26 protein-coding genes and 1 pseudogene are annotated in these 24769 nt (G+C 33.8%); 13 read left to right on the forward strand and 14 right to left on the reverse strand.

Features of this window, described 5'->3' with window-relative positions:
• Positions 1-464: 464 nt before the first annotated feature.
• The 3 genes from ACQY63_RS05815 to ACQY63_RS05825 form a co-directional block, all read right to left on the reverse strand.
• On the reverse strand, positions 465-1739 hold the full coding sequence (locus tag ACQY63_RS05815) for an adenylosuccinate synthase (protein ID WP_428244866.1): 1275 nt from the start codon (positions 1737-1739) through the stop codon (positions 465-467).
• Between the two features lie 175 nt (positions 1740-1914).
• Entirely contained in the window at positions 1915-3273 is a 1359-nt protein-coding gene (locus ACQY63_RS05820) for an IS3 family transposase (RefSeq protein ID WP_412622787.1), read from the reverse strand.
• 104 nt (positions 3274-3377) lie between these two features.
• Entirely contained in the window at positions 3378-4193 is an 816-nt protein-coding gene (locus ACQY63_RS05825) for a MerR family transcriptional regulator (protein ID WP_022165893.1), read from the reverse strand.
• A 303-nt stretch (positions 4194-4496) separates the two neighbouring features.
• Here ACQY63_RS05825 and ACQY63_RS05830 point away from each other — a divergent pair, with 303 nt between their 5' ends.
• From ACQY63_RS05830 to gltA, 4 genes are all read left to right on the forward strand, one after another.
• Positions 4497-5390 carry a cation transporter gene (locus ACQY63_RS05830; protein WP_022165894.1) on the forward strand — a complete coding sequence of 298 codons (894 nt, stop codon included), beginning with the start codon at positions 4497-4499 and terminating at the stop codon, positions 5388-5390.
• 119 nt (positions 5391-5509) lie between these two features.
• On the forward strand, positions 5510-5896 hold the full coding sequence (locus ACQY63_RS05835; RefSeq protein WP_022165895.1) for a hypothetical protein: 387 nt from the start codon (positions 5510-5512) through the stop codon (positions 5894-5896).
• Between the two features lie 492 nt (positions 5897-6388).
• Positions 6389-7240 carry a sulfide/dihydroorotate dehydrogenase-like FAD/NAD-binding protein gene (locus tag ACQY63_RS05840; RefSeq protein WP_022165896.1) on the forward strand — a complete coding sequence of 284 codons (852 nt, stop codon included), beginning with the start codon at positions 6389-6391 and terminating at the stop codon, positions 7238-7240.
• Positions 7240-8625 carry an NADPH-dependent glutamate synthase gene (gltA, locus tag ACQY63_RS05845; RefSeq protein ID WP_022165897.1) on the forward strand — a complete coding sequence of 462 codons (1386 nt, stop codon included), beginning with the start codon at positions 7240-7242 and terminating at the stop codon, positions 8623-8625. Before ACQY63_RS05840 ends, gltA begins: the two co-directional genes overlap by 1 nt.
• Positions 8626-8676: 51 nt before the next feature.
• Here the strand turns inward: gltA and ACQY63_RS05850 are convergent, their stop codons facing one another.
• Positions 8677-8997 (reverse strand): hypothetical protein, encoded by a 321-nt coding sequence (locus tag ACQY63_RS05850; protein WP_022165898.1) that lies wholly within the window; start codon positions 8995-8997, stop codon positions 8677-8679.
• A gap of 250 nt (positions 8998-9247) precedes the next feature.
• Between ACQY63_RS05850 and ACQY63_RS05855 the strand changes: the two genes are divergently transcribed.
• The 6 genes from ACQY63_RS05855 to ACQY63_RS05880 all read left to right on the forward strand — a co-directional run bounded on the left by ACQY63_RS05855 (position 9248) and on the right by ACQY63_RS05880 (position 13340).
• Complete coding sequence (locus tag ACQY63_RS05855; RefSeq protein WP_022165899.1) at positions 9248-9628, forward strand: Fur family transcriptional regulator; 381 nt, start codon at positions 9248-9250, stop codon at positions 9626-9628.
• Positions 9629-9685: 57 nt separating this feature from the next.
• Positions 9686-10231 (forward strand): NADH peroxidase, encoded by a 546-nt coding sequence (locus tag ACQY63_RS05860; RefSeq protein WP_022165900.1) that lies wholly within the window; start codon positions 9686-9688, stop codon positions 10229-10231.
• 363 nt (positions 10232-10594) lie between these two features.
• Positions 10595-11017, forward strand: coding sequence for an HNH endonuclease (locus ACQY63_RS05865; RefSeq protein WP_428244867.1), 423 nt, complete (start codon positions 10595-10597; stop codon positions 11015-11017).
• 122 nt (positions 11018-11139) lie between these two features.
• A complete protein-coding gene (locus tag ACQY63_RS05870) occupies positions 11140-11394 on the forward strand; it encodes a hypothetical protein (RefSeq protein ID WP_428244868.1) in 255 nt (84 codons plus the stop codon).
• A gap of 187 nt (positions 11395-11581) precedes the next feature.
• Positions 11582-12319, forward strand: a complete 738-nt coding sequence (locus ACQY63_RS05875) for a hypothetical protein (RefSeq protein ID WP_428244869.1) — start codon at positions 11582-11584, stop codon at positions 12317-12319.
• 13 nt (positions 12320-12332) lie between these two features.
• Positions 12333-13340: a helix-turn-helix transcriptional regulator gene (locus ACQY63_RS05880; protein ID WP_428244870.1), complete on the forward strand. Its 1008-nt coding sequence runs from the start codon at positions 12333-12335 to the stop codon at positions 13338-13340.
• 660 nt (positions 13341-14000) lie between these two features.
• Here ACQY63_RS05880 and ACQY63_RS05885 read toward each other — a convergent pair.
• Together ACQY63_RS05885 and ACQY63_RS05890 are read right to left on the reverse strand one after the other, a co-directional pair.
• The gene (locus ACQY63_RS05885; RefSeq protein ID WP_022164612.1) at positions 14001-14393 is read right to left on the reverse strand and encodes a hypothetical protein; all 393 of its coding nucleotides are present in this window, start codon (positions 14391-14393) and stop codon (positions 14001-14003) included.
• Positions 14394-14407: 14 nt separating this feature from the next.
• Positions 14408-14890: a hypothetical protein gene (locus tag ACQY63_RS05890; RefSeq protein ID WP_428244871.1), complete on the reverse strand. Its 483-nt coding sequence runs from the start codon at positions 14888-14890 to the stop codon at positions 14408-14410.
• Positions 14891-15272: 382 nt separating this feature from the next.
• Between ACQY63_RS05890 and ACQY63_RS05895 the strand changes: the two genes are divergently transcribed.
• Positions 15273-15896 (forward strand): recombinase family protein, encoded by a 624-nt coding sequence (locus ACQY63_RS05895; protein WP_022164524.1) that lies wholly within the window; start codon positions 15273-15275, stop codon positions 15894-15896.
• Between the two features lie 15 nt (positions 15897-15911).
• Here the strand turns inward: ACQY63_RS05895 and ACQY63_RS05900 are convergent, their stop codons facing one another.
• On the reverse strand, positions 15912-17636 hold the full coding sequence (locus tag ACQY63_RS05900; protein ID WP_428244872.1) for a leucine-rich repeat protein: 1725 nt from the start codon (positions 17634-17636) through the stop codon (positions 15912-15914).
• A 20-nt stretch (positions 17637-17656) separates the two neighbouring features.
• Positions 17657-17815 (reverse strand): hypothetical protein, encoded by a 159-nt coding sequence (locus ACQY63_RS05905; RefSeq protein ID WP_428244873.1) that lies wholly within the window; start codon positions 17813-17815, stop codon positions 17657-17659.
• 103 nt (positions 17816-17918) lie between these two features.
• Here ACQY63_RS05905 and ACQY63_RS05910 point away from each other — a divergent pair, with 103 nt between their 5' ends.
• On the forward strand, positions 17919-18143 hold the full coding sequence (locus tag ACQY63_RS05910) for a helix-turn-helix domain-containing protein (protein ID WP_428244875.1): 225 nt from the start codon (positions 17919-17921) through the stop codon (positions 18141-18143).
• Positions 18144-18193: 50 nt separating this feature from the next.
• On the opposite strand, the gene ACQY63_RS05915 is transcribed toward ACQY63_RS05910, so the two are convergent.
• Together ACQY63_RS05915 and ACQY63_RS05920 are read right to left on the reverse strand one after the other, a co-directional pair.
• Positions 18194-18415 (reverse strand): hypothetical protein, encoded by a 222-nt coding sequence (locus tag ACQY63_RS05915; RefSeq protein WP_428244876.1) that lies wholly within the window; start codon positions 18413-18415, stop codon positions 18194-18196.
• A 44-nt stretch (positions 18416-18459) separates the two neighbouring features.
• Positions 18460-19674, reverse strand: coding sequence for a tyrosine-type recombinase/integrase (locus ACQY63_RS05920; protein ID WP_428244877.1), 1215 nt, complete (start codon positions 19672-19674; stop codon positions 18460-18462).
• Positions 19675-19797: 123 nt separating this feature from the next.
• On the opposite strand from ACQY63_RS05920, the pseudogene ACQY63_RS05925 reads away from it, so the two are divergent.
• A pseudogene (locus ACQY63_RS05925) lies at positions 19798-19920 on the forward strand (NADH peroxidase); the annotation flags it as partial.
• 280 nt (positions 19921-20200) lie between these two features.
• Here ACQY63_RS05925 and ACQY63_RS05930 read toward each other — a convergent pair.
• The 4 genes from ACQY63_RS05930 to ACQY63_RS05945 all read right to left on the reverse strand — a co-directional run bounded on the left by ACQY63_RS05930 (position 20201) and on the right by ACQY63_RS05945 (position 24672).
• Entirely contained in the window at positions 20201-22585 is a 2385-nt protein-coding gene (locus tag ACQY63_RS05930; protein WP_022165901.1) for an ATP-binding protein, read from the reverse strand.
• Positions 22586-22599: 14 nt separating this feature from the next.
• Positions 22600-23727 carry a metallophosphoesterase family protein gene (locus ACQY63_RS05935; protein WP_428244878.1) on the reverse strand — a complete coding sequence of 376 codons (1128 nt, stop codon included), beginning with the start codon at positions 23725-23727 and terminating at the stop codon, positions 22600-22602.
• A gap of 112 nt (positions 23728-23839) precedes the next feature.
• Positions 23840-24445, reverse strand: coding sequence for a hypothetical protein (locus ACQY63_RS05940; protein WP_428244879.1), 606 nt, complete (start codon positions 24443-24445; stop codon positions 23840-23842).
• A gap of 44 nt (positions 24446-24489) precedes the next feature.
• Positions 24490-24672, reverse strand: a complete 183-nt coding sequence (locus ACQY63_RS05945; RefSeq protein WP_022165902.1) for a hypothetical protein — start codon at positions 24670-24672, stop codon at positions 24490-24492.
• Positions 24673-24769 lie beyond the last annotated feature (97 nt).

Below are 24769 nucleotides of genomic sequence, written 5' to 3' on the forward strand. Positions count from 1 at the left end.
TGACAACGTTCTTTTGTAATTACAATATAGCATAGTTAAAATATTGTTTCAATCGATTTTTATAATTTTAAAGTTTTCTAGTCACAGGCATTGAGCCTCTGTACTCATAGACCTTCGGTCTATTTCGTCAGTGGCTTTCGACTTTGATTGATAAACTTATACAGATAGACATTGAGCCTCTGTACTCATAGACCTTCGGTCTATTTCGTCAGTGGCTTTCGACTTTGATTGATAAACTTATACAGATAGGCATTGAGCCTCTGTACTCATAGACCTTCGGTCTATTTCGTCAGTGGCTTTCGCCTTTGATTGATAAACTTATACAGATAGGCATTGAGCCTCTGTACTCATAGACCTAACGGTCTATTTCGTCAGTGGCTTTCGCCACATCAAATAAAAAACACAGCCGAAAAATTGTGCAAGCACATTTTTCGGCTGTGTTTTCATTTGGCGAGGCTCAATGCCTATCTGTATATGATTTCATGTCTGCCTGGTCCGTTACTTACCATTGTGATTGGAACTCCTAGTTCTTTTTCGATGAACTCAATATATTTACGGCAGTTTTCCGGTAATTTGTCATATTCTGTTATTCCACGTATATCTTCTTTCCATCCTGGAAGTGTTTCGTATACTGGTTTTGCTTTCTTTAACTGTGACGTTACTGGGAAGTCTTTTGTTACTTCTCCGTCGATTTCGTATCCTACACATACTGGGATTTCATCTAAGTAACCTAATACGTCAAGAACTGTAAGTGCTACTTCTGTTGCGCCCTGCATTCTTACACCGTATCTTGAAGCTACTGCGTCAAACCATCCCATTCTACGTGGACGACCTGTTGTGGCACCGAATTCGCCACCGTCACCACCACGACGTCTTAATTCGTCTGCTTCTTCACCAAAAATTTCACTTACGAATTCTCCACCACCTACTGCTGAAGAGTAAGCTTTTACTACTGTAATAATATCTTTAATTTCATAACATGGGATACCTGCACCAATTGCACCATAAGATGCAAGTGTTGATGATGATGTTACCATTGGGTAAATACCAAAATCAGGATCCTTTAATGTTCCAAGCTGTCCTTCTAAAAGAATTGTCTTTCCTTCTTTGATAGCGTTGTTTAAGAATAATGAAACATCTGCTACATAAGGTTTTACAATATCTCTGTATTCATGTAATGTTTCTAATAATTCATCAGGATTGATAAGTGGCTTGTGATACATGTGTTCAAGAAGAATATTCTTCTGTTCTGCAATTCTTACTACTTTTTCTTTTAATGTATCTTCGTCAAATAATTCTGATACCTGGAATCCAATCTTTGCATATTTATCTGAATAAAAAGGAGCGATACCTGACTTAGTTGAGCCGAAAGCTTTTCCTCCAAGTCTTTCTTCTTCGTATGCATCAAAATCAATGTGATATGGCATAAGAATCTGTGCTCTATCTGAAACTAAAATATGTGGCTTTGGCACTCCCTGTGAAACGATATCATCAATTTCCCTCTGAAGATATGGAATATTAAGTGCTACACCGTTTCCAATAACACATGTTGTATGCTGATAAAATACTCCCGATGGAAGTAAATGTAATGCAAACTTTCCATATTCATTTATTATAGTGTGTCCTGCGTTACTACCACCCTGGAATCTAACAATGATATCTGACTTTTCTCCAAGCATATCTGTAATCTTACCTTTTCCTTCGTCACCCCAGTTGGCACCAACAATCGCTCTAACCATTTGGTTTCCTCCTACTTTGTGTTGTTCGTTAATAATTATCTTTCGCTGCTTCCTAGCAGACCACTAAACATTATACTATCTAGCCGAAAAAAATGCTAGTGCATTTTAAATATAATCCCTATTTTCAAAATTAAAATTTTAAATTTCACTCTCCACCGGGCATGCGGACATTTTTTTAGACCGCTATGCCTATACTCCTTCTATAATCTAGAGGACTAAGTCCTCCGAGTGTTGATTTAATTCTATCTTTGCAATACCAACGCATATAGCCATTTATCTCCTGGATAAATTCTTCAATGCTATATTCATCCCAGTTATGTCCATAGAACATTTCTGTTTTGAGATGACCAAAGAAGCCCTCACATGCAGAGTTATCAGGCGAACAACCTTTCTTGGACATGGATCGTGTAAGGTTTGCTTCTTCCATTATCTGTATCCATTCTGGCCAACGATAATGGCATCCTCTGTCAGAATGTACGATAGGTTTTTCGTTTGTTTTAAGAGTAGCAATAGCATTCCTTAACATAGTGTTGGCAAGTTCTGCGTTTGGAGAAGTGCCTATAGTCCAACTCACCGGCATACCATCGAGGCAGTCAATTATCGGAGAAAGATATACTTTCCCTGCTTTGATAGAAAACTCTGTGATATCAGTAAGCCATTTCTGATTCGGTTTTGTAGCATGGAAATCTCTATCTATAACATTCTCCACCGCAGGTGTTATTTCACCTTTATAGGAGTTATATTTCTGTCTGCGTTTTCGTCTGATAATTAGTTTTTCCTGCTTCATAATACGGCGAACCACTTTTTCAGAAACTTTTATACCTTCACGATGAAGCAGCATATGAATTCTTCGATAACCAAATATATCTCGATTTTCATGAAACAGTTGTATGATTCTTTTGCGAAGATCAGAGTATTTATCTTCTGCATAAATGGTTTTTTCTTGATAATAATAGCTGCTTTTTGCAAGTTTAAGTTTTTTAAGAAGATTCAGCAGTGAATACTTATTTTTCAAGGCATCGATTATCACTGCCTTCTCCCGATTTGTGAGAGCTGTCTGATCGATGCCGGGGTCTTTTTTTAATACATTGATTGTTTCTTTAAGAATATCTATTTCCATCTGCATATCGAGCATCTGAGCTTTGAGCTCATTGATATCTTCTGCAGATGTGATATCGTTTGGACTTACATTAATGTTGGCAGTAGTTTTTTTCATGGGTTGAAAACATCCCTTCTCCCGATACTCCCTAATCCATTTATATACCAAGGAAGGTGTGTATCCGATTTCTTCTGCCACTAATTTTACAGGCTCGCCTTTAATAAGGCAACGTTTAATTACATTATGTTTCAATTCAGTTGGAGCTTGTCTCCAATGTTTTTGATTTGGAACATCGTAATATTCAGGATATTTTTTACGCCAATGATAAAGCATCGGTGAAGATGGATAACCTAAGATCTGGATTACTTTATCAGGTGATCCTGTGGCTTTTAACAATACAAGTGCTGTCGATATTTGTTCTTGTGTGTACCTCATAACATATCAGGCATTACACAGTCCAACTTTTCGTCCGCATGCCCACCGCACAGTATAATTTACTTTTACATAAATCCTATTTAATTCACACTCTATTTAAACCTTTATTTAATAGGAAGCTGAATTTCCGTTAAACATTCATCATCTATTGATGTTTCATAGTCATCAATATGACAAAATTCTATAGGATCACCTACTATTTTCATGTGATGCTCTTTTGCAAAAGTTATTAATTTGTCTACAGCAATTTTTGTTCTGGTGGAAGGTCCCTTATAAAATATTGACAAATATTTTCCTGCCGGCAGAGAATAATTACTATTGTAAAGCAATGTATCTGAATAAAAAAATACGCCTTTAGTTTCAAAGGAATTACCATCATCACTTACTTTTGACGTATCTAACACGTAGCAATCACAGGCACCAATTGTGTCAACTTTGTTTTTGTGAGACTGCATGTATTTTACAAGATAGTAATCCACATCATCATCGTCAAGATTTGACTCGCTTATCATTACGCAATGGCGTTCATCAAATTCTTTTACCCTTATATTGCCTAAGTCTGTATGGTTTATATTTTCTTCTAACGATTTTATTCTCGCCTCAATACTTACCTTCTTTTCAAATAACTCAACAATACTTTTATTTACTATATTAAGTTCCTCTGATAAAAGCATTTTGGTTGTTTCCACATTTTGATTCTTATCAAATTCCTTAATTCTGTCTGTGGAAAAACTAAGTCCCAACAGTTCTCTTATCATAGTAAGCTGGCGGATATCCGATAAAGTATATACTCTGTAGTTATTTTCCTGATTTCTGGTTGGTTCCAAAATTCCAATTTTTTCATAATATCTGATTGAATCAGCGCTTACGTTAAAAAGTCTTGATACTTCCCCAATGTTAAAAGTCTTCTTTCTCTTCATATTTATCCTTTTCCAAATTTGCTTCTATATTTGTTGTTTTAATAAAAATTCTTCTTATAACATTTTCCGGCACTCTTTTGTATGACTGCTCTCTAACATTAGTATAATACCAATGTTTTTATGAAATTATAATTACATTTTCTTTTATTTTAGCAATTTAGTATAACAATTATATGTGTTGACATTTGTATTATACCAGACTTTATTATATTTATGAATTAAATTTACATAAACATAATTATTTGTGTAATCGTAATTATTTATATAAAGTAGTTATTCATTAAGAAAGGATTTTAACTTATCATGCATGATAAAAAATATAAAATGGAAAACAAAATTTTGAAACTATCACTTACAGGAACAATTATTTTTACTGTAGTAGAAGTAATCGCCGCAGTTTTACTGGGTTCAAAAACCGTTATAGCTGATGGCATTTTCGACTTGTTCGATTTAATGCTTCTGCTACCAATGTTCATTCTTGTTCCATTTTTGTACAAGCCGGTTTCTGAGAACAAACCTTACGGCTTTTCACAGATAGAATCTCTACTTGTACTTTTAAAATATACTGTACTATTAGTTGTGGTTATTAACATGATTGTTTCAAACGTAAAGATTTTATTAAACGGCGGGCATACTGTAGACGCCTTCAGTGTTTTAATGTATGAATCAACTCTTTGCTTTTTCTGTATTTTAATGCTTCTATTATTAAAGCATCTAAGTAGAAGCTATTCTTCACTTATGATTCAGTCGGAATTATATTTATGGAAGGTAGATGTTGTAAGTACACTTGGTATATCTGTTGCTTTTTTATTCCAGCTATTGCTTGCAAATACAGAACTGAAATTCATAATTCCATACATTGATTCTTCTGTAGCCATTGTGGTTTCACTGTTTTTATTAAAAGAACCTGTTGTTCAGATTTTTAAAACTTTAAGAGAGCTTGTTCTGTTCTCACCTGAGAAAAAAATTATGGATGAAATTCGTATCGTTGTTAAAGAAGACATTAAAACTTATGATTATAGTTTGGATTTTCTTGACGTTACTCAGACCGGTCGAAAAACCTGGATTGAAGTATATGTGAAAAGTAAATCTGATATTATAAAAGTTAAAGATTTTAAAAATATTCAGGAACACATTACAAAAGATTTAGAAAATAAGTTTGACCAGATTTCCGTTGAAATAATTCCCGCAATATAATATTAGGTTTATTTTAAATTACATTAAAAAATTAGTTTTTAAATAAAAGTATGGATTATTTTGGATTATAATGTTATATTTGTTGTAATTTATTTAAACTTATCGGGAGGCGGGGTAATATGAAACAATACAATAGAAAAAATCTCATATGTTATCTTATTTGTATTAGTCTCGTTTTCTCATGGGTTACTTTCGGTATTTCAAATACCAGCGAATTATTCTCATCATCTTCCAAAGATGATTCTTATACTTTTCAGGTAATTAAAGATGCATTACCTGCAACAGTATCTACAAGAAGCGAGTCAGGAAGTTCAGCCTCACTTGCACGTTTACGCAATGCAAACAATACCTTTTCAGGATTTGGCGGTATTTTTGCAGTTCTTTTAACTTCACCCTGCTACAAATTTTTTGTGGTATTACTTTCTCTAATACTGGTTAATACTGCAATTATATATAGTAGGACTACAATTCTAAATTATATTCACCAAAAGGATGGTAAGAAGTAATATGTACAGCCTTTTTGTAAGGTTTTATTTTGGTACAAAAAAATAAGGAGGTACATATTATGGAAACAGGTATTATCGTTGCAGTTATGGCTGTTATCGTTGTTGCTGCAGGAATTTATGCATGGTATATCTCAAGAGACTAATTTTTATACCTGGCATAATTTTATAGGTTGGATATTATGCCGGAATGTAAAGCTTTTTTCATATTATATATATGATTGTTAGTGTAGTAAGCACAACAATCCAATTAAGATTAAAATGTTGGGGGACATCTTAATCTTTTAATGAAATACTCACTGGAATATTTGAAGTTTTTAAGTGTGGGGGAGACTAAAAGACTTTCATATTCCTTTGGGTATTTTTTCTGCTATTTTTTGTTTATACTGATATTTTTTATAATTGCTATAATCACAACGCTATGATATACTGTAGAGTGACTTTTTATGAGTTTGAGATTAAGTTTTTAAGAACATTAAATCGGGAGGAATACAAATGTACAAGATTGTCAAAAGACAGCAATTAAACGATACCGTTGTACGCTTAGATGTTCAGGCTCCTTTTATAGCTAAAAAGGCTAAAGCCGGACAGTTCATTATTTTCAGAATTGATGAACATGGTGAGCGTATTCCACTTACTATTGCTGATACAGATGCAGAAAAAGGAACTGTATCTATTATTTTTCAGATTGTTGGTCAATCAACAATGCTTTTATCACAGTTACAGGAAGGCGATGCTATTTTAGATTTTGTTGGTCCACTTGGTGCAGCAACAGAGTTTGGTGATGCAAAGAAAGTTTGCGTTATCGGTGGTGGTGTTGGTAATGCCATTGCTTATCCTTCTGCAAAAGCTTTATTTAACATGGGAGCTGACGTAGATGTTATCGCCGGCTTTAGAAGCAAAGATATTGTTATTTTAGAAGATGAATTCAAGGCTGTATGTAACAGACTTTTCATTACTACAGATGATGGAACTTATGGAGAAAAAGGATTTGTAACTAACAAATTACAGGAATTAATCGATGCCGGTAATAACTACGATTTAGTTATTGCAATCGGACCAATTCCTATGATGAAGTTTGTTTCAAAGGTTACAGAACCATATAATATTAAGACATTAGTTTCACTTAACCCTATTATGATTGACGGAACAGGAATGTGCGGTGGTTGTCGTGTTACTGTTGGAGGCGAAATCAAGTTTGCCTGCGTTGACGGTCCTGATTTTGATGGTCACAAAGTTGATTATGATGAATTAATGCAGCGTAATTCTACTTATAGAGAATTTGAAGCTCACGATAAAGAACACTGCCGTATGTACAAGGCAGCTGATATGGGAGGTGCGAAATAATGCCTAATATGACTTTAACAAAGGTACCTATGCCTACACAGGAACCTAATGTAAGAAATAAAAACTTTGACGAGGTTGCTTTAGGATACACTGCTGAAATGGCTATGGAAGAAGCAACAAGATGTATTAACTGCAAGAATAAACCTTGTATGAGTGGTTGTCCCGTATGCGTTAGAATTCCTGAATTTATCGCACAGGTTACTGCAGGTAATTTTGACGAAGCTTACAATATTATAACAAGTACAAATGGTCTTCCAGCTGTATGTGGTCGTGTTTGTCCACAGGAAAATCAGTGTGAAGGAAAGTGTATCCGTGGTATTAAAGGTGAACCTGTTGCCATTGGTCGTTTGGAAAGATTCGTTGCTGACTACCATATGGCTCACAGCAATGATGACGCTGTAAAACCTGAATCAAACGGTATTAAAGTAGCTGTTATCGGTGCAGGTCCTGCCGGACTTACATGTGCAGGCGACCTTGCAAAACTTGGTTATGAAGTTACTATTTTTGAAGCTTTCCACAAAGCCGGTGGTGTTTTAGTTTATGGTATACCGGAATTCAGACTTCCTAAAGATATTGTACAGAAGGAAGTTGATAACCTTACAAAACTTGGTGTTAAGGTTGAAACTAACATGGTAATCGGTCGTGTACTTTCAGTTGATGAAATTATGGAAATGGGATTTAAGGCAGTATTTATTGGCTCAGGTGCCGGTCTTCCATCATTCATGGGTATTGAAGGTGAAGCTTTAGTTGGTGTATATTCTGCAAATGAATATTTAACAAGAGCTAACCTTATGAAAGCTTACTTAGATGATTATGATACACCTGTAATTAAGAGTAAAAACGTTGCTGTAGTTGGTGGTGGTAATGTTGCCATGGACGCTGCAAGAACAGCTCTTAGACTTGGTGCTGAAAATGTATACATTGTATATCGTCGTGGTATGGAAGAACTTCCTGCACGTAACGAAGAAATCGAACATGCTGAAGAAGAAGGAATTATCTTTAAAACATTACATAACCCTGTAAAACTTAAAGGTGATGAAAACGGTCGTGTATGTAAGATGGAATGTGTTAAGATGGAACTTGGCGAAGCTGATGCTTCAGGTCGTCGTCGTCCTCTCGCCATTGAAGGAAGTAACTTCGATATTGATGTTGACACAGTTATCATGTCAATAGGTACAAGTCCAAACCCACTTCTTAGAACTACTACAGAAGGTTTGGAAGCAAACAAATGGGGTTGCTTAGTTGTTAATGAAGATACTTTAGAAACAACAAGAGACAACGTATTTGCCGGTGGTGATGCCGTAACAGGTGCTGCTACAGTAATCCTTGCAATGGGAGCTGGAAAACAGGCTGCTGCAAGCATCCACGAAAGATTAAGCAAATAATCAATTATAAATAAGATCATGCTTATAGGTAATATCTTATTTATTAAGTTGTTATTTATATAAGATGAATAAAAAGAGAGATAAAAGTTTTGAATTAGCTTTTCTCTCTCTTTTATTAACAACTGCAATTCCTCTTGCTCTAACGTAAAACTTTTTCTTATTAACAAGCTTCTTACTCTTAACTGTTTTCGCTGTGGCTTCACTCCATTTTATATCAAAATGTCCCGATGCAACTAATGCGTTGTCGTAGGGAGTTGTGATTGCGAATGTTTCTGCTGCCTTCGTGTTTGTTTTGCCGTTTGCAACTGGAATAAGTCCAATAACAATTGCTATAGACAAAACAATAGCAAGCAATTTTCTTACTTGTTTCATAATGTTCCTCCTATATTCAACTGTATTTAACCCATTCAATTTTTTCCTATTATTAGTTATAATCAAAAAACGTTTTTAAAACAATTATCATTTTTTATGAAAATTTGATATGTGTTTTGTGTATTTTTTTGTAAATTTTTTTTATGTTAAGCAATCTAATTCTAACTTGCTATTTTTTGAAAAAATCTGTTGACAAATTAATTTATTTTGTTAAAATGATAATAGTTACTATTATTGATATGGAGGTTATATGGCAAAGCGAAGTCTACAAAGAGAAATGATAAAACAAAATTTGCTCTCAAGATACGATCACCCTACTGCTGATATGGTATATCAAAGCATTAGAGAAGAGCTTCCTAACATTAGCTTAGGAACTGTTTACAGAAACTTACGATTTCTTGTAGACCAGGGAGATGCCCTTTCCCTGAAGCTTGGTGATGGTCGCGAACATTTTGACGGTCACGTTGAACCACATTACCACTTCATTTGTACTAAGTGTGGCGACGTTGAAGACATTTTCATGGATGAATTAAACATCTGTGAAGAGGCTGCAAAACATTGTTCAGGAGAGATTAAAGGTCACAGCACTTACTTTTATGGTTTGTGCAAAAATTGCAAATCTATACATTAATAGTAAATTCATTTTTATTATTATTTTAAAAAGTTTTATTTATAGGAGGAAGAAAAAATGGCAAAATTTGTATGTTCAGTATGTGGATATGTTTATGAAGGAGATGAAGCACCAGAAAAGTGCCCAGTTTGTGGTGTTCCAGCAGAAAAGTTTAATAAAGTAGATGAAGGCGAAAAAACATGGGCTGCAGAGCATGTAGTTGGTGTTGCACAGGGAGTTAGCGAAGATATTTTAGCTGATTTAAGAGCAAACTTTGAAGGCGAATGTTCAGAAGTTGGTATGTACCTTGCAATGGCTAGAGTGGCTCACAGAGAAGGCTACCCTGAAATCGGTTTATACTGGGAAAAAGCAGCTTACGAAGAAGCTGAACACGCTGCAAAATTTGCAGAATTACTTGGCGAAGTCGTAACAGACTCAACAAAGAAAAACCTTGAAATGCGTGTAAATGCAGAACACGGTGCAACAGCAGGAAAATTTGATCTTGCAAAACGTGCAAAAGCTGCAAACCTTGACGCAATCCATGACACAGTACATGAAATGGCAAGAGACGAAGCAAGACACGGTAAGGCATTTGAAGGATTATTGAAGAGATACTTTGGTTAAGCTACAATGCCTTTAAATAAAGGATATTTTAAGAATTATCAAGAGGATAGATGTTAAGTCTGTCCTCTTTTTTTGAGTTTATTTCTTCAAAAAAAGTGGAAGAAATTGTGTACTTTTTTGTTCTACAAATTCATTTTTCTTTAAAAGTGTACTTTCTAAAAGTGTACTTTTTACTCCCTTATTCTAATACATTATCTTGCTACATTCAACTAATAAATATAAACGTCTTTTATCAACTCCGTACATTTTTGAATAACTTATCTTAACTTCTTACTACTTCTGCTATTTTTTATATCGTAAGGACAAGTTTATATAACCTGCTGCTTACCAATTTTAAATTACTCTGAAAGGAGTGATTACAAATTGGTATCAAAAGCAACAAAAAATAAATTAGAAAAATGTTGGAGCAATAGATGTGCTATCTGCGGCGGCAATGACTATTTAGAAGTTCATCATCTAATCGCAAAATCAGCAGGCGGCACAGACGATTATGACAATCTTATCCTGCTCTGTGCCTGCTGCCATGCAACAGTTCATAATAAAGCCTACAATCCAAGTAACTACCACCAAAACACATCTATTGACTATGAATCCGCAAAGCCTGTTTTGGCTCAATATTTTGCAAATGAGATAGGAGCAAGGGAAACAAAAGAGAAATTAAATTTGTCACAGAAAACCCACTTGTCAGAAAGTTCTGTTTTCAAACGGTACAAGAGAGAACATAACATTGAAAAATTTTATAACAATGTGGATTTAATCAATAGCAAAAGGAGAAAAAATGTATAAAATGTTTATCTTATATTTTCAAGCACTTACGCAGGAACAAAAGAATAGTTGTCTTATTTCATTATACAGTGGCAATGATTTTCTTTCCTGCTGCCACAAAACACAAAATGAAAGGACGAACTATGAAAAAAGCAATACTATCTATGCGTAACTTTAAGGAATTATCCCATATAGAAAAAGAGTTTTTAGCGTTTTATGGAGAATTAGACACCAATAATCCATATTATGATTATTACCTTCAAAGACAAAATATAAACGAAAGAATACAGGAGAAATTGCGGAAACATGAAATAACACTTTTAGCAGAAAATACAATCAAGAAAGAACTTCCTAAAATAATAACCTCTGAACTCCAAAAAGCATTGGTGCAGAAATAAAAGTGCTTATTTTATTTTCAAAAAAAATTATATTAAAATATATGTATAGAGAAAAAATATTGAAATGTTAAATAGAATTTCGTATGTCACTTTAGAGAAAATGAGGGGAATTTTTCTAAAAATATTATATAAAATATAGTTTTGATTTTTTTCCCCTTATTCTACATACAGGCAAAGAAAGGAAAGTATGGATATTGAACTATTAGAAAACCATGTATATTCAACAAAGGATATGTATCAATTTTTTGGAGTTTCAAAAGACACTTGGAAGAAAAAGAAAGAAGAATTACTGCTCCACCTTCAACAATTTTATGAATATGAATGTGCTTACAATAAATTCGACCGTCGAAAACTGGATTATCATATTATTAGAAAGATAAAAGACTATGAGCCACCAAAAGGCAAAAAAGCAAGGCAAAATGAAATTTACTCTAAACAAATAGTTAAAGTTATTGAAAAGGATAACTGGCAAACCCCTAGTAATGTTTCAAGAATCATCAAAGATAACAAGGAAATTGTGGCATTAAAGCACAAAGATGGTACAATATATGAGTATACAAGAGTAAACATGCGAACTATGTTCGGAAAAGAAATAAATGAAGGTGGCACTATGGGAATCATTGCCGATAAAGTATGGTGTATGCTAGAACGTGAAAATAACAGATACATACCTTTAGAAGAAGAACAGATAACATTTCTTTACCAAACATTCCACAATATACGGAAAGAGAACAAAAAAGATGATTTATCCATCTGTTCCGAGTATGAAAGTGGACTTATATCAAAAGAAGAAATGCAGGAAGCACTTAGTAATAATAGTCTGAACTGCTTCATAGCCGCAAAACAGGAATTTAAAGAGAAATATAATCATTTCCCTGTAAAAGTGCCTTTATATAAGTTATCCGCATATACAACAAATGAATAGGAGAATGGTATCTATGAATGATAGCAAATCAGAAAGCAAGAAACTAATCCCCATATATCTTCAAGAATTATTCCTTGAAAGAACAGACGATAGGCATTTTTTAAGAATGCCCGAAATATTATCCTACTTGGAAACAAAAAATATTTATGCAGACAGACGTACAATCTATGCTGCTATTTTCCTGCTGCGTTCAGCAGGTTTTGATATTGAGGGAATCAAAGAAAAAGGCGGTTTCAAATACCACTTAATCAATAGACAGTTTGATACAAACGAATTAAAATTCCTTATAGATTCCGTAGCAGTTTCAAAATTTCTGACAGAAAAGAAATCAAAAGAACTGATAAACAAAATAAAATCTTTCGGCAGTATTTATGACAGTAAAATATTAAACCGAAATATTTTAATCGGCGAACGTATCAAGAGTATGCGTGATAACGTATTAACAAACATAGATAACATACATCTTGCGACAAGCAGCAACCGACAAATCACATTCAAATATTTAAGATGGACTACCAAAAGAACGCTTGAACCCTCTGATTCAAAGAAAGTGTATCGTGTCAGTCCTTATGCGGTATGCCTTAGTGATAATAATTACTACATGATTGCCTTTGATAATCTCACAAAAACACTACGTCATTACCGAGTGGATAAAATGAAATCCATACATTTATTAGACGAGCCAAGAGAGGGCTTGGAAACGTATAAAAATTTTGATATTGCCGACTACTCCAAAAAGACTTTCGGAATGTTCGGCGGCAGAGAACAGACTATCTCTGTACAATGTAAAAATTCTTTTGTGGGCGTATTCATTGACCGCTTTGGCGATTCCGTAAGCATAAGACCTAACTATGAAAATCCTGACTATTGCATTTGTAGAATGACAGTCAATGTAAGCCCCCAATTTTACGGTTGGATATTTGCTTTAGGGGCGGAAGTCACAATTGTATCTCCGCAAAGTGCAATAGATGAATTTAGGGAAATGGCAAAAACGATATTCGAAAATTACAACCGTAATTAACCGATAATTTTCGTCTTTTCCGTAATTTTATTTTCTTCCTAAAAGAATCTGATTTTTTAGTAATTGACTTATTGTTGGGAGTTTGCTAATATAAAGATAGAAAAAGGCACTACCGATAGACGGTTAGTCCCAAATAGTATAGTACTCAAAAAAGAGTAACCGCACTAATTGCAACTGGGGCGGTTACTTTTTTGAGTTATTGATATATGCAATAAGTATCGAAACTATAATCGATATAATCATTAATACTATGTATAGCATCTCAAAATCACTCATATAAGTGTTCCCTCCTTTCCAAGATTTCTCCTTGCGAAGATTTCTATGTAATCAGAGGGTTCAGTCCCTCTGTTGAAGGACTAACCGCCTACCGTTTCTTGGTAGCACCCAAAACAAGTCTACCAAATCGGACGACAAATAACAATACAATTTTCCACAAAATTTGAGGGGATTTTTAGAAAGTATTTTGATTATTCAACAATCAAAATCTTAAAGGCTAGATATAGACTAATACTGTTATAGGAATAAAAATCTATCGTTTTTCAAATCAAAAATGCTCTTGGAAATTTTACTTACCTGCTATAACGGAAACGGTGCTTTTGTTTTTGCTCATTCCCGAAATATAGCCTCCCCCTTTCCACAATTTCCTGCTGCCGCCACTTTTTAAGCAGCAGGCAGCTTTGGAGCAGTTTCTACTATCATTTCTGCGTGTCTTGGATAATTTTCTAAAAACCAATCTCTTACTGCTACATATGTCTTTGAACTATTTCCATTATACATATCCTGGAAGTAATCAATAGTATCCTCAAATGTAACTCTATTTTCTGAATCCATGACTTTTATAAAATTTCTCATATAGGCATATGTAAGACCTTTACTTTTATGACTGTCTTTATTACCTCTAACGCTCCTGCGTACAATTTTCATACTAGGATTTTCTTTTCTCACATCCCTTAACTCATTATATTCTTCTGTTCCGACAACTGCTGCTGCGTCTAAAAATGCTTGTGTAACTATAATTGAATTTGAAATAAAATCTACTCTGATACCGCTCATATTATTACTCCTTTCTATGCTGCTTCATTCTGCTTTGATTTATTTTCCTGCACAAATTCATTTCTTTGAGCTGATTCATTTTCCTGCTCTAATTGCTTCTCTAATTCTTCCAATTCACTATCAATATCTAATGATAAGAACGCATTATATTCCTCTTTGTAATTCTTTAAAAACCACTTCTTAATTACTGCGTATTTTCCTTTTCTATTGCCTACAACATTTTCCACTCTTGCGAATTGTACTAATGCAGATTGTGAATCCTCTCTTGTTGATAAGAACCTTTTCATTTCATCAATAGTAAGATGTTTATATGTTTCTTTATTCTCATTTCTTTCTATCGTCTTGTATTGAAACTTATAATCTGCATACTCTTTTCTCAACTGCTGCATAATCTCAAATTCGGGAGTTCCTAATACACCTGCTGCATTACCAAATCTTTTTGTAATTGTAATAACCTTTGCTGCAAAATCAACCTTGTAACCATTTGTTTTCTTCATTTTGAATACCTCATTTCTTTCTTGTTTTTTGTAATATTTCTTTTGTTATCTTATGTATATATTGTACTATTTGAGGTGTACAAAAAAATGTACTTTGATAAAAGTTTTTACAATTTATTTTTCCTTTTTAAACGTTTATAAAAGCATACTTTTCCGAACGCACATAATATACACATTTTTACGTTCGTAAATGTTTTGTTTTTATTTTATAAACGTTCGTATATTTTTCTTGACTTTTACGAACGTTTTTGCTATACTTTTGTTAAAGGAGTTGATAAGATGTTTGAGAATTTAGACCTAGATACTATCGGATATATTCAGTACATGGAACAAGCCGAAAAAGCAAAACAAGAATCTGACAAAAGCAGAAAGGAGCAGGAGAATGATATACGGTTATCACAGAACGAGTACAACAGACCAACATTTAGATAGAGGTATTACAGAAATAGAAACTTTCTGTAAAAACAATAACATGATTTTAGAGAAAATCTACACAGACCAACAGACGGGCAAGAATTTTAACCGTCCACGATACCAAGTTCTTAAAGAGGATATTTTGAGGGCAGGAGATATACTTATTGTAACCGAACTTGACCGATTAGGGAGAAATAAACAAGATACATTAAAGGAACTTCAATATTTCAAAGATAAAGAAGTTCGTGTTATGATTTTAGAAATTCCGACCACCACACAAGATTTATCTTCTCTTGATAATTCAATGGCAAAAATGATAATGGAAACAATCAACAATATGCTTATTGAACTTTATGCTACAATGGCACAAGCTGAAATTGAAAAGAAAGAAAAGCGGCAGCAAGAGGGCATTGCCGCAAAGAAAGCAAGAGGAGAATGGGCTGATTATGGCAGACCGAAAGCACAAAAGCCTAATAATTGGAATGAAGTAATTGAATTATGGAAGAGTGGTGAAATAACCGCCGTAAAAGCTATGGAACTTACTGGACTAAAGAAAACCACTTTCTATAAATTATTAAAGCAGCAGGACTGACCTGCTGCTTTAGCTTTATTGTGCTATAAATGTATATCCTTTATTTTTTGCCCATTTTTCAGCATAAGACCCCTTTTCTCCTTTAATACTTGTTAATTTAGGACAATACACAAATGCATTTGATACTATCTTAGTTACACTGCTTGGTATTGTCACCTCTGACAAACGTTCGCAAGAATAGCATATTGTCTTATCTATACTTTGTATTCCACTTGAAATTGTTACGCTATACAAACTGGCACAATTATAGAAAACTTTTTCCCCTATACTTGTAACGCTATTTGGTATCGTAATACTTCCTAAACTGCTACATTCATCAAACGCATAATCTCCTATACTCATCACACTATTTGGTATTGTTATACTTGCTAAAGAGGTACAGGTAGAAAATGCCCCCTCCCCTATACTCGTTACAGTATTTGGTATAGTTATCTGTTGAACCATTCTATCATTTGAAAATGCAAGCCTTCCTATTCCAACAACTGTTTTTCCACATATTTTATTAGGAATCACTATTTTAGTTGTAGTGTTATAGTAACGAGAAAGCTTTATTATACATCCATCTGTTGTATCTTCTGTAAGCCACATATTTCCATTGTCCCCATAATCTTCTTGACTAGTGGTTGTTTCTTCCTTTTTCGCCGTAGTTGTTTCTTCAACTTTTGTCGGCTCATCTTTTTTAGTTGTAGTTTGCTCTTGCGTAGTACTTTCTTCTTTTTTAGGAGAATATATATAATCAAAGAATGTAGTACCTTTATATGTATACATGACTTTTACATATCCATTATTTACATATGTCTTTAAATCTCTGCCATACGTTATAGTATTTTTACTGTATGAATTTACTGTTTCTCCCACAATATCATCTACGAATTTACTCGAATAAACATATACATAATTTCCTTGACTATTCCTTTTTAAAACTAAACTTGTTTCATAATGTCCTGGAGTTATACGATACTCACCACTTCCAGAATTTACAGAAACGCTATCTATTGTCATCATTTTATTTCCGTTGTTTAATATAGTTATATTGAGCAATCCATCTTTTTCCTCATACGAAAATTCAATAGGAGCTTTTACAATAACTGAACATTGAGCAATATAATTTCCTTCCTGCGTTTTTGCACGAATAACTGTCTCTCCCGCATTTTTTGCAATAATTTCGCCCGAATCACTTACCTCTGCAACCCATGAAGATTCTGTAGACCAAACAATTTTCTTATTTGTGGCATTTTGTGGCAAAACTGTTGCATTTATTATATTTCTTTCATTTTCTTTTAATTCTATGGCAGTTTTGTCTAATTTTACCCCTACAACATTTACATTCGCAGGTTTTGTAGGTTCATTTATGTTTGGTACAGGTTTTGTAGGTTCATTTATGTTTGGTGCAGGTTTTGTAGGTTCATTTACATTTTGATTATTTTTTTCTTTTTTTACAGTAATCTTACACTTATATTTCTTTTTTCCAACCTTTGCAGTAATAGTTGCTTTACCTGCCTTTTTACCTTTTACTTTTCCCTTTTTACTGACTGTTGCAATTTTTTTGTTGGAAGAACTCCATTTTACTTTTGCCTTGTTATTTTTCAATTTCAGAGTAACTGTTTTTCCTACATAAATAGTTGCCTTTGTCTTATTTAGTTTTACTTTCTTTGCCGCACTTACATTTATTGTTGGTATCATTGATATTGATAAAACCAATGTAAGCATAATTGCTAGAATTTTTTTTACTTGTTTCATAATTTTTTCCTTTCACTATTTTATTTAGTACTTTTAATTAGTTCATTTATTTGCAATCCTTTTTCGCAAAGGACTCGAACAGCCTCAATAAATGATGGAAGTTTTTGCATTTTTTGAAAATCACTTATTTTTTGTATTAATTCTGAATCTTTTTCTCCAAATGTAACTTGTTTAGTCATAATGCCACCTCCTATGTTTTATATATATTATTTTAGAGTTTATAACTCTATTTGTCAATATTTCTCAAACAGTTCTTTATAATTACATCAAGAGGTGTTACACATGAAATATAACGAACGAATTAGGGAAATAAGAGAGGATAATTCTCTTACACAACAAAAGATTGCCGACCTACTTCATATCGGACAAAGAACATATGCAGACTATGAAAGCGGTAAGACTAGAATACCTATTGATAATCTTTTAATTCTTGCAAAATTCTATAATGTTTCTCTTGATTACATTACTGGTGCAAGCAATATCAAAACAGAATATCCTAAAAAATAAGCAGTAGCATAGGAAATTAAAATGCTGCCGCTTATTTTTCTATTATTATATTATTTCTGTTTGTTTTTCACTATATAACTATCCAATTTACTTATGGAATTTCGTGTTTCTGTTTGCAACTTACCAACATAACATTTAATAACGCTAATGATACATGAGCTTTCTGTCTGTTGCTCATATACCCTTTCCAATAAGTCCAATACACACAACAAAGATTTTATATTATCCTCTGTTGCTAGTAAATCCTCCATGATTAAATACAATTCTCTCATATCAATTCTCCTTTTCAATTTAATACGCTATTGATTGTACTTAATCAAACCATTTCCAAATTTTTCAACAGTTCATCAACTCCCTGCTCTGAAATGGCAATATAATACTTATGTGTTACCGCACTGTTGCTATGCCCCATTTGATTGCAAAGCAAATGTTCGGGAGTATTCAAAGTAGCAAGAGTAGTACCATAAGTATGCCTTAAATAATGATACTTGAAATTTATATGATATTCTCCCTGCAAAGTTCTTGAATGATATTTCATTGAATTTACTGTTTGTATTTTTCCATTCGGCAGAGAGTTTACTAACCCGAGAGAAGAAATCACATTCCCTTTAATATCTTGTATAAAGGTTTGGTTCTGTTGTCTTTGTGCCTTTAATTCTTTTTTATATTGTTCCTGCTGTTGCATTAGATTTTCAAAATATTCTTTTAACTTACTGCACATATATATTTTTCTTTTGGCATTTTTAGTTTTGAGTGGTACTAATTTTATCAATCCCTCTTGATATTGCATTTGTCTGTCAATGGTAATAATACCATTTTTCAAATCTATTTTATCCCATTTCAAACCGTAGCACTCATTAATTCTCAATCCACAATACTTACCTAACATATAGGCGGTTTCCGCATTTGTACCTTGAAAATAATTATCTAACTGCTGCATTTCCTGCTTATTAAAATAGACTATATCGGTTTCTTCATCAATCTTTTGCTTTGGCATATTTATTTTTGTATTTTTGTTAATACACAGTTTGTTGTAAGTATCTATATCTAAATAATTTCTTGAATATGCCTGCCCGAATATTAAGTAAAACATCTTTAAAAATGATTCTGTATAAGAGTAAGCCTTGCCCTCTGTATAATAAAGTTCTGCGAGATAATCTTGTATTTCTGCTACGGTTATATCATCTATATATCTGCTGCCGAATCTCACTTTTAAATGGTTATTCCATAAACTGTCTTGTTTTTTAATCGTTGTATAGGCTTTTCCATTTCTTCCATACTTACAGTATTCCTCAAAAACTTCTTTAAAAGTTTTTCTCACAATTTTCTTTATTGGCTTTTGCTCTGTTCTCTCTTTTATGATTGCTCTTTCTCTTGCTCTAAAAGCCTGCTTTTCTGTTTTAAAGGGATTTCCATTTTCATCTTTTGTTTTCTTTCCCTCTCTCCTTTTTCCATTTACATTGATTGCATACCGAAATCCCCAACAACCATTTTTCAACTGATAAACTCCTGCTAAATTTTCTTTTGACATAATAAAAACCTCCTAAAAGTTGTACTTTTTTGTGTACTTCCTTTAGAAAGTCTTTTAAAGTTGTTATGAATTGTACTTTTTTGTGTACTTTTGTTTTTTCCAAATTCCCTTTATTTATCATATCTTGCTAAGCGTGCAAAAGCTGCAAATCTTGATGCAATCCATGACACAGTACATGAAATGGCAAGAGACGAGGCAAGACACGGCAAAGCATTCGAAGGTCTTTTGAAGAGATACTTTGGTTAATTACGAGCAACGTTAAAAATAAAAAAGGCGATAATACTGCTTGCAGGAATTATCGTCTTTTTCTATTTTTTAATGTTGTGACAATCTCCAGCGAAAAGCAGCGAAGCGGATTTGAGCTGGAGGTTGCTCGTAAGTCGCATATTCAAAATACTCTTGAAATATCAATAATCATCTTTTACTATAATATTACAAAAGGTACTACCGATAGACGGTTAGTCCAATATAATATGATTAAAAAAGTAACCATACCATTTGCAGACGGCGGTTACTTTTTTACTTCCTACAGTTCCACTATATTTCCTGAAAGCATATTTTTATATTTATTATCACAAGTTACAAAAATAACCTGGTTACCGGCATCAGCAAATTTCTGAACCAACTTACACGCTTGCTCTGTTCTGTTTTCATCCATCTCTGTAAATGGGTCGTCAAAAACTACAAGACCGCCTCCATTAGGAAATAAATGTTCAAGTATTGCCAATCTAAAGGCAAGGGCAATCGTGTCTTTTGTACCCTCTGAGAGAATTTCATAAGTCATGTGATTATTACCACTTTGAATATTCACATCCATATTCTCATCCATAGACTTAAGATTAATTCTGCCATCAGTAATTACAGAAAGATACTCAGCGAACCTATCCTGAACATCAGACATAGTACTTTCGCCAGCCATATTCTCACGAGTCGCTTTAAGAACTGCTAAAATATGATTCCATCTTTCGCAGTCATCCTTAAGTTTCTGAAATTCTATTGTTGCATCATCAATTTGAGTTCTCAAATCCTCAGGTGCCACATCACCAAGCTCTTTTTCATGCTCACTGAGATCTTCCTTTGCCTTTTCAATTTGGTTGTTAGCATCTTTAATATTGGATTTAAGTGTTTCTTTGTAAACTTCGACATCATCAATATCACGATACTTCTTTGGAATGTTTTCAACGTCACCCTGTTGCGAATCAATCTCTGCAAGTTTGGCTTCTGCCACTTTAAGATTTTTCTTCATGCAATCAACAGGTGACTCGGCATCATATTCTCCTTCTATGGAATTGCACTTCTGTTTTAACATTGCTTCATAAGAATCTATTGATTCAGAACCGCAAAGTTCCTTAATTTTCTTATCAAGTCCATCCAGTTCTGAAGACTTTTCCTTATGATGTTCATAATCTTCATCAAGCTTATCAAGATCTATGCCTTCTATACGATCATCATAATCTTTCTGAGCAGCACTTAAATTATGATATGCTTCTGTATACTCCTCCTTCTTAGTTCTAAGTTCATCACGATCCTTAACTCTGCATTTTGAAAGAAGTGCTTCTCTCTCCTTATTATTCTCATCAAGCTGTCGCTTAACATCTTCCACATCTATATCCTTTGCTGCAATGGTCATGCTCATAACACCTGGAACTGTAATCTCTACAGTTTCATTGATATCAAATTCACCGGCAGAAATATCTATGTCCTTGCCTGTAGCAACTGATTTGACCTGAATATCGGTGTTTCCAAGTTTCTTAATATTAGCTACAGAATTAAGATTAGAAAGCTGTGCTCGCAAATTGCTAATATCTGACTCAAGAGTATCAAGCTTTTTCTCATCTTCAGCAGTTATTTCTATCTTACCTTCGATTGTTTTTTTTGCCTCATCAAGACTATCTTTTGCCGCTTGGATTTCTTTATACTTCGAAATTATATCCTGAGCCTTAGCGAGCGTCTTTAAATGTAAAGCTCCTTCATATTCTTTGAGAAGTTGCGGATATTCCTTTAAATCTGCAGAAATTTTATTTATCTCCTTTAAATACTTATTCCTAAGTTCCATATTACTATTATAAGCAGCAAGCGCTGCTGCATAACGTTCATACTCTTCTTTTTCAGCCTGATAATTTTCTAGCTTTTCTTTAGCTTCATTGATTTTGTTATTGTCAATATCAATAGCTTTTTCAGCAACTTCACTCTTCTGCAAAGCATCCTCAAGTTCTGCTTTAGTATAATAAGCCTCCAGAATAGTTCCTACACCTTGAACCCATTTCTTTCCAATTCCTCGTTTTTTATCAGGACCATCATTTGCAAAATCCCAATGTCCACTAAGTGCATCAATCTTTTCCTGAATAATCTTTTCAATTTCTTCCGGAGCAATCCCTTCTGTTGATGACATTCCTTCAGACGCAATAATAGAAACCAAATCCTGTTTTACAAGTGCTTTTTTGTCTAGCTTGTTTAAAATGTGCTCAACCACATTTGCCTGACTTTTTTGAGATGCAAAAATCACATCATCATAAAGACCTCTCTTGTAAACTAATTCCTCATCAATTATTTCTCGAACCTGTTTCTCATTTGCAATAATCTCGTCCTTTGAAGTAACAAGTTCGCACATCTCTGAAGCACCCCACTTCTTCTGAAGGGTATACAGACCATCATCTGTAGCGAACACTAACGTTCCATCTACAACATCTCCCTTGGAATCAGAAGGCATAAACCTTGCAATGAAATCTTTGTCTTCTTTCTTACTCTTACTAAGCTTAGAGTCTCTGTATAGAGTCTGATAAATAAGCTCAATCATAGTACTTTTACCGGCCTCATTATTACCAACCAGTACATTTAGTCCGTCCTCAAATGTGACCTCTTTATTCTTAATACCTGCAAACTGTCTAGTCTTAATCGATTTTATATTCATAGTTACAACCTCCTCTATTTCAACGATTTCACAATATCATATGCCATCTGAAGCTCCACCGGGTCATCCAATAATTCTTCCAAAAATTTGGCTGCAAAGCCAATTTCCGAAAACTCATTTTCAATCTTTTCACTGGTAATCTTCTCACTTAAATCATTATCAAGAATCTTGTAGTTCAAGAATCTACTAAGTTGAGCCTCATAGATTGCTCCCTTTTTCTGATATTCAGATGCATCTACACTTCCGGAGATTGTAAGCCTTACAATTGAATTGCTAGAGTAATCCTTTACCAATTCTTCGATTGCATTCTCTAAAGACTTATTTTCTGTTGCATTAAAAGTCAACTTTTCGTCGTAGTATCTTATTCTTCCGGTTACTACACGCTTAGCCAGAATTTTCTTAATTCCATTATTGTTCTGTAATGTAATCACAAAGGCATTACCTTCTGTATTATTGTGCAAATCAAGTTGTTCGTGTGTTCCAGCATTAAAAATAGTATAGCCGGTCTTTTCCTCATCAGCAGGAATTGCAGGTTCTGTCACATGAGCATGTCCCAATAACCACAAATCCATTGGAATACTGTCAAGCTCAGTTCTTGTCATTGGGAAATACTCCCCTTCTGTATCAATTGCAAGTCCTTCCAATGCGCCATGGGCAATACCAATATTATACTTGTTCGTACCATCAATATCCTCTTCCCTTATCCAATCCAAACGATTAGTGTCGCTATGTTTGCTATCGCAATACGCAGGATAAAAAACTGCCAGACCATCACTACTATCAAATTCATATGGCTGGTATTCATTAAGTACAATAATATTGCTATGAGCATCTGCCAGATTCATAAAATCATTCCACAGCTGTTCATTACCTGAATAAAAATCATGGTTTCCTGGAAGTACCAGTACGTTCTGATTAAAACCTGCAAGAATCTCAACTACACGTTTAACATCCTTTTTTGCTATTGCATAAGTATTATCAAAAAGATCGCCTGTAATAATGAAAAACTCACATTGCTCTTTTTCTGCAGTTTCAACCATCTCCTTAAGACAAGTGAATCTGCTTTCTACCAACTGATTTTTAATACTATACTTATCAAATTTTCTTCCGATGTGATTATCACCTGTAACAAATAACTTCATTCCACTATCCTCCTACTATCTTCTATTTTTCGTCATTTTATTAACTAGCTCTTCCTGACTACTGCACTCGCGTGCATCCAGTATGTATTAAAGGCTGTCTAAATAATTAATTTCAATTTCTTTCAAAAATCAATTCTACCGGCTCCTCCCATCCCGGACTCTTATCTGTCATTCCCTCATATCTTATATTAATCGTGTCTCCTTTTCTTTTCATAAATTCTTCCAGTGGCATAATATAAGGATCAGGACCAGATATTTGTCTTACTCTACTGCATACAAATTCATATTCATCTTTTGCCTCATCTTCGTTACTAAAATCAATATCATAATACGAAACTTCTTCTTCCTCTTGCATTGTGACCTTGCCATTATTTCTCTCTATAATAACATCCCGTGAAAGACCACAATAACAATCAAATATTGTCGCATATACTTCATAATGAAAATTTCTAAATATATCCTTGTCAGCTTCCGATTCTTGCAACTCTGCAAGTTCATCTATATAGCCATTTATTTCTGCCACAAGGCTTAGAACAGCATTCTCAAGACCTCCTGATGCTTCATCAAATATTATGCTTCTATTCTTTGAGTCATATTTGTCAACACTATAAAAAACATATTTCTGATTTAGTATTTTGTGCTCCAAAATTTCCTTTATTATTTCAAATTCTTTGTCAGTATTTGTATCTAACCTAATGTCACAATAAACTTCTGCCATATTTTTTACCTCTCCTTATCTCGCATTTTTCCGTTCTTAACACTTTATTTTTCATATTTTCCTAAATTGATTCTTTCCCTTGCAGCAATTTCAATCAGTCTGTCATCTGATGCACTTTCTACATCCGACAAGCCACCCATTGCCATACCAGCACCTCCAAACATAGCCGTACCATAATAATCCTCCAAATCATTTCGTAAAGCATCGTAATCAATATCTTTGTTCATAACTTTCTCCCTTCTTCCATATTTCCACGCTGTCTTATAGTAATATTTTACCATGTTTTTTGTTAGTTTTTTTCAAAATTTGACCTTTTTGCACAAT

Source organism: Eubacterium sp. Marseille-QA0814 (genome assembly GCF_965119675.1).
Classification (GTDB): Bacteria; Bacillota; Clostridia; order Lachnospirales; family Lachnospiraceae; genus Eubacterium_G.